The organism is Xanthobacter sp. NM-59 (assembly GCF_021401125.1).
Classification (GTDB): Bacteria; Pseudomonadota; Alphaproteobacteria; order Rhizobiales; family Xanthobacteraceae; genus Xanthobacter.
This window is the reverse complement of the sequence record NZ_JACBFQ010000007.1, coordinates 200,232-211,923: the sequence shown is the minus strand read 5'-3', so window position 1 is coordinate 211,923 and position 11,692 is coordinate 200,232. Positions and strand designations below refer to the sequence as shown.

The window sequence follows — 11,692 nt, the reverse complement described above, 5'->3', positions numbered from 1 at the left end:
CGCGGCTTCAAACTGAGGAGACAAGGATGGGAGAGGCGAAGCGCAAATTGGAGCAGGTGCGCCACACATTTCTCGCAGACCTGGGCGAGTGGATGTTTCCGCCGTCGGATTGGGAGACGCGCACCGTCGCGGAAATCCAGGCGCTGCCGGTCGTTATTGTCACGCGCCGACCCGATCGCGATCTTGAGTATATGCGTATGCCTGCGAAGCAATGCCACGAGAATGCGCACTTCTTGCAGGTTCATGATCCAGAGGGGCTCATGCGGCACGTCACCGGCTGGTGGGTGCAGGACGGCAATTACGTTCTACATTCGGTTGTCGAGAAGGATGGCCATTTTTTCTGTGTCACGCCTGCTCCAGCTTATGTTGAGAAGACGTTCGACTTCATCCCCGACGACAAGATCGAATGGCGGGTGGATGGAGAACACATGGCGCCCTTCAGAGATGGAGTGGAGGTTGGGCGTGGCGTGCGCACAGATGCGGCGGCGACAATTGCTGAACTTGAGGTTCTCAGGCAGCGCCTCTTGTCAGGGATGAACCCCTACAAGGCAGTCCGTAAGCGGTGAAACTCGGACAAGGGCGCTAGGGGGCGCAAGCGACAAGTTGTTGCTTGCAGAACAGACAGCCGCAGAGGAGGGTCGTCATGGATGATTATCCGGATCACTTGGCACCGGAATTCGATGAAGGCGGCGGCGTTGTTACACCGTTCAATGAATGGTGGGGTCGAGTTCGGTACGCGTTTCCAAGTGTCCCGGAAGAGGTCGCGCGAGAATGGCTACACCGCCACTGGCGACACTCGCCGTTTGCTTTCCTAAAGTCCGGAGAGCACACATTTGCGCTGGAAAGATGGAGCCTTTCAGAGATTGCCCGGATCAGATGGAATGGAAATAATTTTTCTCCAGATCGATCGGATGTCATCGCGCAGGGCCGGTATCTTGTAGAAGAGCATCACCCTATGTGGGGCCTATGGCTTACTGAATATATGCTGAAATACAAGACGTTCCCTACTCCTCCAATTGTAGTAGATAATTTCGATCTGCATGTTCGCGATAATATGCCAGACGGTTTCTATCCAGCAGCGTTCCTTCTTGTGGAAGGACATAAACGCTTCGAAATAGCTTCGTATCTTGCGGAATCTGGGCGGATGGAGCTGATCTTGCCCATTTGGGTGATGCGGCGACGATAGATATCGGCGGCGGGCAATCTCCCGCTGGCCTTGCGCAGGGCTCACCTCTCCCTATGTCCGTCTCTAGTAACGCGTTCTAGTAACGCCAGGGAGACGCCATGCCCACTGCAGAAAACGCCAACGCTACCCGTCAGGCCCGCCATAAGGCCAAGCTCGCGGATGCTGGCCTGAAGCAACTGAACGTCACGGCGCCCGAGCCCGTGCATGCGGTGCTGAAGGAAATCGCCAGCCGCACGCGCGTTGGGGAAAGCCTTGCCGACGTGCTGGTGAGCGTGGCGCAGCGCACGGCGGGTGCCTCCCTGTTCAAGGTGGAGGCGAAGGCCGAAGCCCTTCATGCCGCCTTGGAGAGCCTTCCGCCGGCGCCCACAGGCAAGGTGAACATCGCTGTGCGCCTCTCGCAGAGCGCGAGCGGGGCCGTCCGCAAGAAGCTCCATGCCTTGGGGCTCACCTATGCAAACCGGGTGTTTGCCGGCGCGGTGGATGGGGCCATCAAGGATAAGCTGAAAGCCCAGGTGCAGGACAACGGCGGAACGCTGGTGTGCTGAGGGGGCCTGTTCCCCACTGTTCCCCACTGTTCCCCAAGCTGGGGAACAGGAATAGCCCCTGAGAAATCAACGCTGTACCCCTTGTTCCCCATGTTCCCCGCGAAAACAACGATGCCGGAGATGAAATCAGCCTTCAGGCTCGCGCTTCTTCCCGCCCTTCATGGCCGCGTCGATCATCGAGGCGGTGCTGTTCGACAGCGCCTTGAGGGGGTCGTCCCGCAAATGGGCATAGCGTTCGGTCGTGGCTGCCTGCCGATGCCCGAGCACCTTGCCCACCATGAATAGGGAAGCGCCGGCCTCCACGGCGAACGAAGCGAAGCTGTGCCGCAGATCGTGAAGGCGAACGGCCGTCAGGTTGGGGGCCGCGTCAGGATCAGTCCCCGCCTTCACGGCACGCTCGCGCGCCAGCGCTGTCGCCTTCACCCGGACGGCGGTCCAGGGCTTTTGCAAAGCGACCATGTGCCCGTTGTCGCCTCGTAGGGCGGGGAACACGTGGGGTGAGCCGGGCTTGCGTGGCAGTCCGCGGAGCGTCTCGATTGCGGCCGGGGGCAGCGGCGTTGCCTTGGCGCCCGTCTTCGAATCGGGAAAGTTGATGAGGCCACGCTGCATGTCGATCCTTGACCATTCGAGGCCAAGGACTTCGCTCTTGCGGCATGCGGTGAGCATCAGCAGGCGAACAGCGGACACCCACGCTTCGTTGATGGTGCCATCGTCCAAGAGGGCCTGCGCAGCTTCTCCGATCAGGCCGGCTTCCTCTAAGCTCAGGAAGCGTTCCATCTTCTTGCCCTTGTAGAGCTGCACGCCCGCCGCCGGGTTTTTCTCGATCAGCTCACGTCGCACCGCGAATTGCAGGGCCGCTTTCAGGCACACCACTGCATGGGAGGCGCTGCCCTCACCCCCTGTGACAATGGCGCGGCCCCGGAAGCCCGTCTTGATGTCGGCGGCCGTCTTACCCGCAGCAATGTCGGCCTGCATCTTTGCGATGTCGGATGGCTTTAGGCCGGTTATGGGCTTCGCGCCGATGAGCGGAATGATATGCCGGTCAAAGAGGGATCGGTCATCCTTCCAGCCGCGCGGCTTCTTTGATGGGCGTTCGGCAGGGCCTTCCTCAATGTAGAGGTCGGCCAATGCCTTCACCGTGAGCACCGCGCGCGCGGCGATCTTGGCTTCCAGCGGGTCCACCCCTTGGGTGAGCCCGTGTAGCACCTCGCGCGCCTTCTCCCGTGCCATCTCGCAGGTCCAGGGCGAACCGTGCTTGCCGATGGTGAATTCGCGCTGGCGACCCTCCGGTGTCCGATAGCTCACCACGTAGGACTTCACCCCGGCTGGCGTCACCCGCAGGCCGAAGCCTTTCATCTCCGCATCCCACACCATCACCTTGCGGGCGGGGTCCGGCTCGGTGGCGTCCACCACCCTCTTCGTGAGCTTCGGCATGCTGACTTCTCCATCCCAAGTCAGCAGCAAGTCAGCACGAGTCGGGAAATTGAGGCAAACCGGATCCACGCTGATCCAATCCGGACAAACAATAAGCCATTGAAAGTAAACGCTCTAGCCAATCCGATCTAACCCGATCCAATCCCGGAAAACAGTGAAGCGCCGGATTCATAACCCGGAGGTCGGCGGTTCAAGTCCGCCCGCTGCTACCATTTCCCCGAACCCTGAACTTTGTCAGAGTGATCTGGCCCGCCTGCGCGGTGCTTTCCGGGTCCCGCACGTCGTGCGCGCGCCACGCTTTCGCTAGGGCTACGCAGTGTGTTGAGGCATCGTGCCACTGTGGATGCTTCGCGCGAGTGGTGCCTTGAGCGTTAGGGAGCCCGCATGACGGTCTGGCGTCTCCACCTGCGTCCCACTGTCCTCGATGCGGGAGAGGTGGTGGCACATTGTCTTGAGCATAAAGTGCTCGGCCTGGGCTGGCCTGGCAGTAATTTGCTTAAAATTGAGAATGAGCCGGCGGAGCAATACCTCGAGCGACATTGCGACAACATCGGGTATCGAGAGCGCGCTGTTCGCGCCATCATGCTGAACGTGGCGCCAGGAGACTTCATCTGGTCCAGGGATCAGCTTGGCCGTTACCTGCTGGGGAAGGTGACGGGGCGCGGCTATCGCCGATATGGCACGGGCGCGACGGACCAGGAACGCTGGATCGAGTTGCAGGACCTGTTTCATGTGGTGCCGGCCCACATCATCGGCGGTGACAGCGGAGTTGATATCGCGGACGTGGAGGTGCCGGGCGCCGTAAAGGCCAGCTTTGCAGGGCGTGGTGGCGCGATCCAAAGGATTCCGGATCCGTTCGTGGGTGCCTATACGCCGTGGCTGTTCAAAACGAAATGCGGTGAGGCCGCCGAATTGCCGCCGCTGGGGTGCTTCATCTCGGCTTTGAGCTCATCCGAGCTTGAGGATCTGGTTGCGCTTTTTCTGCAGGAGCAGGGATGGCGCGTGGTGCTGAGCAGCCACGCTCGCAGCACGCCGCGCTATGAATGCACGCTGGTGCGGGCGGACGGGCGCACCGCTGGAGTTCAAGTCAAGCAGATCGGATGGCGCGTCCTGGATCCGGCCATCTATGCGGGCGACGGACAGGTGGACACCGTGTTTCTCTTCGCGGCGAGCGGAAATTATGGCGAGGCGCGCCCCGGTAACGTGACCATCATCGAGAAGGATGCCCTGATCGCCTTCGCGCGAGAAAACCACACCCTTCTGCCGAGGCCTATCTCCCGGTGGCTCGATCTCGAGGTCGAGCGCCAAGTGGAGCGCCAAGTGGAGCGCCAAGTGGAGCGCCAAGTCGAGCGCCAGGACTAAGGCGAGAGCGTCGGCCGGCTCGGCCCCTGCATTGTCGCGTCCGGGCGCATGACGGCACTCGCAGCCGACAAAGGCCCTTTCCGCCTGCGCTTGGAACCTTTACCGTCGCAGCGGAAATGGAGATGGGGCAATGAATTTCTCGACTGCGGTCAAAACCTGCCTGTCGAAATATGTGGCGTTCGACGGCCGCGCCACGCGGAGCGAGTTCTGGTGGTTTGAGCTGTTCGTCCTGCTGCTGCCCATTGCGGTCTCCATCATTGTCGCCCTGTTCATGGGGCCGATGGTGGGGGGCATGCAGACCGAGACGTTCGGGCCTATGGGCCATGGCTGGGGCATGGCCATGTGGGGCAGCTATGGCTTCGGCTTCCTGCCGCACCTCGTGTCCCTCGCTCTGTTCCTGCCGAATCTGGCCGTGGGCGTGCGGCGGTTGCATGATGTGGGGCGCAGCGGCTGGTGGCTGCTCATCATGTTCATTCCGCTGATTGGCTTCCTCGTGCTGCTGTTCTGGTGGGTGCAGCCGTCCGAGCCGCGTGACAATGCCTTTGGCTCCGCGCCTTACCCGCTGCTGCCGCCGGTCTGAGATCGGCAGGCCGAGGGAATAGAAAAGGGGCGGACGACCGTGGTCGTCCGCCCCTTTTTTATGGGTCAGCGAAGGTCCGCGCCCTCAGGTGTCGTCGCGCTCGCGGATCCATTCCACGATGCCGGAGAAGTCCTTGCCTTCGTTCCCGGCTTCCGCGAACGCCGTATAGAGGGCGGTGGCGGCGGCGCCCAGGGCGGTGGCCGCGCCGGCCGTGCCGGCGGCTTCCTGCGACAGGCGCAGATCCTTCAGCATCAGAGCGGCGGCGAAGCCCGGCTGGTAGCCGCGATTGGCGGGGCTGGTGGGCACCGGGCCCGGCACCGGGCAATAAGTGTTGAGTGACCAGCACTGGCCGGAGGAGGTGGAGGCCACCTCGTAGAGCGCTTCATGGGAGAGGCCAAGCTTCTCGCCCAGCACGAAGGCTTCCGAAACGGCGATCATGGAGATGCCGAGGATCATGTTGTTGCAGATCTTCGCCGCCTGTCCCGCGCCGGCGCCACCGCAATGGACGATCTTCTTGCCCATGGCCTCCAGATAGGGCCGGGCATGGGCGAAGGCGCCGTCGGTGCCGCCCACCATGAAGGTGAGGGTCGCGCCTTCCGCGCCACCCACGCCGCCGGAGACGGGCGCATCCACGCTCTCGTGGCCCGCCGCCTTGGCTGCCTCATGGAAGGCGCGGGCGGAGGCGACGTCGATGGTGGACGAATCGATGAAGAGCGTGCCGGGCTTGGCCGCCGCGAACAGCCCGTCGGCACCGGTGGTGGCACCCACCACATGCTTGCCGGACGGCAGCATGGTCACCACCACCTCGGCCCCGGCCACGGCGGCCTTGGCGCTGTCGGCCACGGCGATGCCTCGCGCCTTGGCGGCTTCGAGCGCGGCCGGCACCAGGTCGAAGCCGGTGACGGTGTGGCCCGCCTTGACGAGATTGGCGGCCATGGGCACGCCCATATTGCCGAGGCCGATGAATGCAATGCTGGCCATGTGGTTCCTCCCTGCTGAACGCTCGTTGCGGCGTTCCCGATTTCGGTGGTGCGCGCGTCCTGTTGATCGGAGCGCGTTCATGCGCCAGCGGTCGCACGCCTGCGCCGCTGCGGAGCGTTTCGAGGCGGGGGGCGGTCGCACTCCGCGCTCCGGCCTCAGCCCATCAGCGTGCGGGCCACGATGAGCCGCATGATCTCGTTGGTGCCTTCCAGGATCTGGTGCACCCGCAGGTCGCGCACGATCTTCTCGATGCCGTAATCAGCCAGATAGCCGTAGCCGCCATGGAGCTGCAGGGCTTCATTGGCCACGTTGAAGCCGCCATCGGTGGCAAAGCGCTTGGCCATGGCGCACAGCTTGGTAGCGTCCGGCGTCTTGGCGTCGAGCGCCGCCGCCGCGCGCCACAGGAAGGTGCGCGCCACCTCCAGCTCGGTAGCCATGTCGGCGAGGCGGAATTGCAGCGCCTGGAATTCGTCCAGCCGTTTGCCGAAGGCCTTGCGCTCTCGCATGTAGGCCAGGGTTTTGTCGAGCGCCGCCTGGGCGCCGCCCAGGGAGCACGCGCCGATATTCAGCCGCCCGCCATCGAGCCCGGCCATGGCGATCTTGAAGCCCTCGCCCTCCGCTCCCAGGCGATTGGCCACGGGCACGCGCGCGCCCTCGAAGATGACGGCGCGGGTGGGCTGCACGTTCCAGCCCATCTTCTTCTCATTGGCGCCGAAGGAGAGGCCGGCGGTGTCGGCGGGCACCACCAGGGTCGAGATGCCCTTGGGCCCATCGCCGCCGGTGCGCACCATCACCACATAGATGTCGGAGGCGCCGGCGCCGGAGATGAACTGCTTCTGCCCGTCGAGCACATAATAATCGCCGTCGCGCACCGCGCGCGTCTTCAGCGCCGCGGCGTCGGAGCCGGCACCGGGCTCGGTGAGGCAGTAGGAGGCGAAATGCTCCATGCTGGCGAGCCTGGGCACCCATTTGGCGCGCTGATCGTCATCGCCGAAGCGGTCGATCATCCAGGTGGCCATGTTGTGAATGGAGAGATAGGCGGCGGTGCCGGGGCAACCCGTGGCCAGCGCCTCGAAGATGAGCGCGGCGTCGAGCCGCGAGAGGCCGGAGCCGCCCACATCCTCCCGCACGTAGATGCCGCCCATGCCCAGCGCCGCGGCGGCCCGCAGGGTCTCCATGGGGAAGAACTTCTTCTCGTCCCACTCCACCGCATGGGGGGCGATCTCGGCTTCCGCGAAGTCGCGGGCCATGTCGCGAATGGCGATCTGGTCGTCGGAAAGGGTGAACATGTCGCTCGCGCCCGGGGTCGTGGGGTAAGCGGGGGCGGCCGCCCCCGTCGCGTTGGCGGAAGAGCCGGCGATGCCGGCCGCGCGCGGCGGCCGGCTCGATGGGCGGGTGACCGCCTCAGCCCATGGTGGGGATGACGAAGTCGGCGCCGTCCTTGATGCCCGAGGGCCAGCGGGAGGTGACCGTCTTGGTCTTGGTGTAGAAGCGGATGGAATCCGGCCCGTGCTGGTTGAGATCGCCGAAGCCCGAACGCTTCCAGCCGCCGAAGGTGTGGTAGGCGAGCGGCACCGGGATCGGCACGTTGATGCCCACCATGCCCACATTCACCTTGGAGGCGAAGTCGCGGGCCGCGTCGCCGTCGCGGGTATAGATGGCGACGCCATTGCCATATTCGTGCTCGGTCGGCAGGCGCAGGGCCTCGTGATAATCCGGCGCGCGCACCACACAGAGGACGGGCCCGAAGATCTCTTCCTTATAGATGCGCATGTCGGGCGTCACATTGTCGAACAGGCAGCCGCCCATATAGAAGCCGTTCTCATAGCCCTGGAGGGAAAAGTCGCGCCCGTCCACCAGCAGCTTGGCGCCTTCCTGCACGCCGATGTCCACATAGCCCTTCACCCGCTCCACGGCCTCGCGCGTGACGAGGGGGCCGAAATCGGCGGTGGGGTCGGTGGAGGGGCCGATCTTCAGGCTCTCCACGCGCGGCACCAGCTTCTCGATGAGCCGGTCAGCGGTGGCTTCGCCCACCGGCACCGCCACGGAAATCGCCATGCAGCGCTCGCCGGCCGAGCCGTAGCCGGCGCCGATCAGCGCGTCGACCGCCTGGTCGAGATCGGCATCCGGCATGATGATCATGTGGTTCTTGGCGCCGCCGAAGCCCTGCACGCGCTTCCCGTTGGCCGCACCGCGCGAATAGATGTACTGGGCGATGGAGGATGAGCCCACGAAGCCGATGGCGTGGATGTCCGGATCATCCAGAATGGCGTCCACGGCTTCCTTGTCGCCGTTCACCACATTGAGGATGCCGGCCGGCAGGCCCGCTTCCAGCATCAGCTCGGCCAGGTGCATGGGCACGCCGGGGTCGCGCTCGGACGGCTTCAGGATGAAGGCGTTGCCGCAGGCGATGGCGGGGCCGAACTTCCACATGGGGATCATGGCGGGGAAGTTGAACGGGGTGATGCCCGCCACCACGCCCAAAGGCTGGCGCATGGAATAAAGGTCGATGCCCGGGCCGGCGCCGTCCGTATACTCGCCCTTCATGAGGTGCGGGACGCCGCAGGAAAACTCGATCACCTCAAGGCCGCGCTGGATGTCGCCGCGGGCGTCGGGAATGGTCTTGCCATGCTCGCGGGCGAGCAGCTCGGCCAGGGAATCGTAATCGCGCTGCACCAGTTCCAGGAACTTCATCATCACGCGGGCGCGGCGCTGCGGATTGGTGGCGGCCCAGGCCGGCTGCGCCGCCTTGGCATTCTCCACCGCCGCGCGCATCTCGGCCTTGCTGGCGAGGGCGACGGAGGCGATGACCTCGCCGGTCATGGGCTGGAACACGTCAGCCTTGCGGCCCGAAGTGCCCGGCACGTGCTTGCCGCCGATGAAATGGCCAATATCGCGCATGGTGCGTGTCCTTCCCGGGTGGATGCGTTTCCAAAAAATCTTGCGGCCGGCGTGTCCAGCCTTTGTTGGCCGGCACAATGCCCTATCCTTTTGTGCACATAAAGGGCAATCTTCGCACGCTCAATGTGCGAAAATCGATAAGAAAGCAAAGCGGCCGATGGCGGATTTCGAGTGGTCGGACCTACGCTTTTTCCTGGCCGTGGCCCGGGCGGGCCGGCTCACGGCGGCGGCGGCGCGGCTGGGGGTGGAGCATTCCACGGTCAGTCGCCGGCTCGGCGCGCTGGAGGCGACGCTCGGGGCCAAGCTGTTCGATCGGCAGCCCCAGGGCTATGCGCTCACGGCCGCCGGCGAGCGGCTGATGGTGGCGGCGGAGGGCATGGAGAGCCTCGCCCTCTCGGCCCAGGGCACCATTGCGGGGGCGGACCTGGGCGTGGCCGGCACGGTGCGCATCGGCGCGCCCGACGGGTTCGGCACCTTTTTCCTCGCCCCGCGCATCGCCGCGCTGGCGCAGATGCACCCGGATCTCGACATTCAGCTTCTGGCCATGCCGCGTGTGTTCTCGCTCTCAAAGCGGGAGGCGGATATTGCCATCTCCCTCAGCCGGCCGAAGGAGGGGCGGCTGGCGGCCCGCAAGCTCACGGACTACCGCCTTCGCCTTTACGCCGCGCGCGCCTATCTCGATCGGCACGGGCCCATCGAGAGCCGCTCGGCCCTCTCCCGGCACGCTTTCGTGGGCTATGTCGACGATCTGATCTACACGCCGGAGCTGGACTATGCGCCCCTGGTGGGGAAGGACCTACGCGTGAAGGTGAAAAGTTCCAGCCTGGTGGCCCAGCTCACGGCCACCCGGGGCGGGGCGGGCGTGTGCGTGCTGCCGTGCTTCATGGGTGACCTTTTCGCGGGGGAGGGCGCGGATGCACTGATGCCGGTGCTGCAACACGAGGTGAGCATCACCCGCACCTTTTGGCTCATCAGCCACACTGACATGCGCGACCTTGCGCGCATCCGCGTTGCGGCGGACTTCATCGCCGCCGAGGTGCACAAGGCGCGTGCGATGTTCCTGGCCGCATAGAACGGCGGCGGGAGGGCTGCGGGCATGGGGGCTGTCGGTGACGCTCCGTCAGATTTCGCAGCGGCGCCGGCCCTGTGGACAGCTGTGGATACAGCCCCTCCGCGCCGGTTCTGTCGCCGAAAATTCGCTTCGCGTTCAAATGCCCCATGAATATGCTACCCGCCGGTGGCGGGATTGAAGCGGTGATTTCCAGGGATGAGGCGGCGCATCCGATGAGCCCGCATGAGACCCGGCATTCGGCCTTTTCCAGACAACTCCCCCTGTCGCGTAGCTTTCCATATCTGGGAAACACACCATGTTCGGGCAGAAGACGAAGAGCGATGAACTGATTTCGGTCCTGGGCAATCACTGCGGTGTTGGCCTGTGGGATGCCGTCCTCGTCAATGAGGACGCCATGAACCCGCAGAGCAAGTGGACCTGGACCAACGAGTTTCGTCGTCTCCTGGGCTACAACGGGGAATACGACTTTCCAAACGTGGTCGGTTCCTGGGCCGACAAGCTGCACCCCGAGGATGCCGGACCGACCTTTGCCGCCTTTGGCGCCGCGCTGAAGAAGTCGGGCAAGGGCTCCGCCTACAACATCACCTACCGCCTCAAGATGAAGGACGGCGCCTATCGCTGGTTCCGCGCCACCGGCGGCGTGGTGCATGATGCGAGCGGCAAGGCCGTGCGCGCCTGCGGCTCGCTGGTGGATATCCATGAGAGCGTTCTAGCCGAGCAGGCGGCCACCAAGCGCGTGCAGATGATCGAGCAGCTCACCGCCCGCTTCGAGACTGAGGTTTTCTCGCTCATCAACACCTTCCAGACCACCTCGCAGGATCTGCAGGCCGCCGCCAAGCAGCTCGCCGGCGCGGCCAAGAAGACGTCCGACGAATCGGTGGTCGTGGTGTCCACCGTGGAGGAGTCGGCGGCCAACATCTCCGCCGTCGCCTCGTCGTCCGAGGAGCTGGGCGCCTCGGTGGACGAGATCGGCCGCCAGGTAGAGCTTTCCGCGGAACTGTCCAAGGGATCGGTGACGGAGGCGAAGGCCACCGCCAGCATCATGGCTGAGCTGAGCACCGTTGCCGCCGGCATCGGCAACGTGGTCGAGCTGATCTCCGGCCTTGCCGGGCAGACCAACCTCCTCGCTCTTAACGCCACCATTGAGGCGGCCCGGGCGGGGGAAAGCGGCAAGGGCTTCGCCGTGGTGGCGAGCGAGGTGAAGCAGCTCGCCTCCCAGACGGCCTCGGCCACCTCCGAGATTTCCACCAAGGTCACGGCCATCCAGAATTCCACCACCCGCGCAGCCGCCGCCATCGAGGGGATTCTGAAGACCATCGGACAGGTCAACGACGCCATCACCTCCATCGCCTCGGCGGTGGAAGAGCAGGGCACCGCGACCCGCGAGATCGTGCGCTCCATCAGCCAGGTGTCCGATGGCACCCATGTGGTGACCGAGAACATCTCGAATGTGTCCCAGGCTGCCGGCGAAACGGAGAGCGTGGCGCGCAGCCTGCTGACGTCTTCCACCACCATCGGCTCTGAATCGGCCACCCTGCAGGACAAGGTGCGCCGCTTCATCGCCGATCTGAAGGTGGCCTGAGCGGAGCGCTCACCCTGTCACGGAGCTGCGGCGGTTTGGGTTCAGACCG

11 protein-coding genes are annotated in these 11,692 nt (G+C 64.6%); 7 read left to right on the top strand and 4 right to left on the bottom strand.

What is annotated here, in order from left to right:
• Positions 1-26: 26 nt before the first annotated feature.
• The 3 genes from L0966_RS14210 (at position 27) to L0966_RS14200 (ending at position 1,731) form a co-directional block, all read left to right on the top strand.
• On the top strand, positions 27-566 hold the full coding sequence (locus L0966_RS14210; protein WP_234052600.1) for a hypothetical protein: 540 nt from the start codon (positions 27-29) through the stop codon (positions 564-566).
• Positions 567-643: 77 nt separating this feature from the next.
• The gene (locus tag L0966_RS14205; protein WP_234052599.1) at positions 644-1,186 is read left to right on the top strand and encodes a hypothetical protein; all 543 of its coding nucleotides are present in this window, start codon (positions 644-646) and stop codon (positions 1,184-1,186) included.
• Between the two features lie 98 nt (positions 1,187-1,284).
• Positions 1,285-1,731 carry a hypothetical protein gene (locus L0966_RS14200; protein ID WP_234052598.1) on the top strand — a complete coding sequence of 149 codons (447 nt, stop codon included), beginning with the start codon at positions 1,285-1,287 and terminating at the stop codon, positions 1,729-1,731.
• Between the two features lie 126 nt (positions 1,732-1,857).
• On the opposite strand, the gene L0966_RS14195 is transcribed toward L0966_RS14200, so the two are convergent.
• Entirely contained in the window at positions 1,858-3,165 is a 1,308-nt protein-coding gene (locus L0966_RS14195; RefSeq protein WP_255684020.1) for a site-specific integrase, read from the bottom strand.
• 384 nt (positions 3,166-3,549) lie between these two features.
• Between L0966_RS14195 and L0966_RS14190 the strand changes: the two genes are divergently transcribed.
• Positions 3,550-4,527 carry a hypothetical protein gene (locus L0966_RS14190; protein ID WP_234052596.1) on the top strand — a complete coding sequence of 326 codons (978 nt, stop codon included), beginning with the start codon at positions 3,550-3,552 and terminating at the stop codon, positions 4,525-4,527.
• Between the two features lie 130 nt (positions 4,528-4,657).
• Positions 4,658-5,107 carry a DUF805 domain-containing protein gene (locus L0966_RS14185; RefSeq protein ID WP_234052595.1) on the top strand — a complete coding sequence of 150 codons (450 nt, stop codon included), beginning with the start codon at positions 4,658-4,660 and terminating at the stop codon, positions 5,105-5,107.
• An 84-nt stretch (positions 5,108-5,191) separates the two neighbouring features.
• Here L0966_RS14185 and mmsB read toward each other — a convergent pair whose 3' ends face one another.
• From mmsB to L0966_RS14170, 3 genes are all read right to left on the bottom strand, one after another.
• Positions 5,192-6,088, bottom strand: coding sequence for a 3-hydroxyisobutyrate dehydrogenase (gene mmsB / locus L0966_RS14180; RefSeq protein ID WP_234052594.1), 897 nt, complete (start codon positions 6,086-6,088; stop codon positions 5,192-5,194).
• 155 nt (positions 6,089-6,243) lie between these two features.
• Positions 6,244-7,377 (bottom strand): isobutyryl-CoA dehydrogenase, encoded by a 1,134-nt coding sequence (locus L0966_RS14175; RefSeq protein ID WP_234052593.1) that lies wholly within the window; start codon positions 7,375-7,377, stop codon positions 6,244-6,246.
• Between the two features lie 115 nt (positions 7,378-7,492).
• Positions 7,493-8,989, bottom strand: a complete 1,497-nt coding sequence (locus L0966_RS14170) for a CoA-acylating methylmalonate-semialdehyde dehydrogenase (protein WP_234052592.1) — start codon at positions 8,987-8,989, stop codon at positions 7,493-7,495.
• 157 nt (positions 8,990-9,146) lie between these two features.
• On the opposite strand from L0966_RS14170, the gene L0966_RS14165 reads away from it, so the two are divergent.
• Both L0966_RS14165 and L0966_RS14160 read left to right on the top strand, forming a co-directional pair.
• Positions 9,147-10,061 carry a LysR family transcriptional regulator gene (locus L0966_RS14165; protein ID WP_234052591.1) on the top strand — a complete coding sequence of 305 codons (915 nt, stop codon included), beginning with the start codon at positions 9,147-9,149 and terminating at the stop codon, positions 10,059-10,061.
• A gap of 295 nt (positions 10,062-10,356) precedes the next feature.
• Positions 10,357-11,643 carry a PAS domain-containing methyl-accepting chemotaxis protein gene (locus L0966_RS14160; RefSeq protein ID WP_234052590.1) on the top strand — a complete coding sequence of 429 codons (1,287 nt, stop codon included), beginning with the start codon at positions 10,357-10,359 and terminating at the stop codon, positions 11,641-11,643.
• The last annotated feature ends 49 nt before the right edge of the window (positions 11,644-11,692 follow it).

Excerpts from the sequence above, each read along its gene's own strand:
- L0966_RS14210 (WP_234052600.1), top strand. The coding sequence starts at position 27 with ATGGGAGAGGCGAAGCGCAAATTGGAGCAGGTGCGCCACACATTTCTC.
- L0966_RS14205 (WP_234052599.1), top strand. The coding sequence starts at position 644 with ATGGATGATTATCCGGATCACTTGGCACCGGAATTCGATGAAGGCGGC.
- L0966_RS14200 (WP_234052598.1), top strand. The coding sequence starts at position 1,285 with ATGCCCACTGCAGAAAACGCCAACGCTACCCGTCAGGCCCGCCATAAG.
- L0966_RS14195 (WP_255684020.1), bottom strand. The coding sequence starts at position 3,165 with ATGCCGAAGCTCACGAAGAGGGTGGTGGACGCCACCGAGCCGGACCCC.
- L0966_RS14190 (WP_234052596.1), top strand. The coding sequence starts at position 3,550 with ATGACGGTCTGGCGTCTCCACCTGCGTCCCACTGTCCTCGATGCGGGA.
- L0966_RS14185 (WP_234052595.1), top strand. The coding sequence starts at position 4,658 with ATGAATTTCTCGACTGCGGTCAAAACCTGCCTGTCGAAATATGTGGCG.
- mmsB (WP_234052594.1), bottom strand. The coding sequence starts at position 6,088 with ATGGCCAGCATTGCATTCATCGGCCTCGGCAATATGGGCGTGCCCATG.
- L0966_RS14175 (WP_234052593.1), bottom strand. The coding sequence starts at position 7,377 with ATGTTCACCCTTTCCGACGACCAGATCGCCATTCGCGACATGGCCCGC.
- L0966_RS14170 (WP_234052592.1), bottom strand. The coding sequence starts at position 8,989 with ATGCGCGATATTGGCCATTTCATCGGCGGCAAGCACGTGCCGGGCACT.
- L0966_RS14165 (WP_234052591.1), top strand. The coding sequence starts at position 9,147 with ATGGCGGATTTCGAGTGGTCGGACCTACGCTTTTTCCTGGCCGTGGCC.
- L0966_RS14160 (WP_234052590.1), top strand. The coding sequence starts at position 10,357 with ATGTTCGGGCAGAAGACGAAGAGCGATGAACTGATTTCGGTCCTGGGC.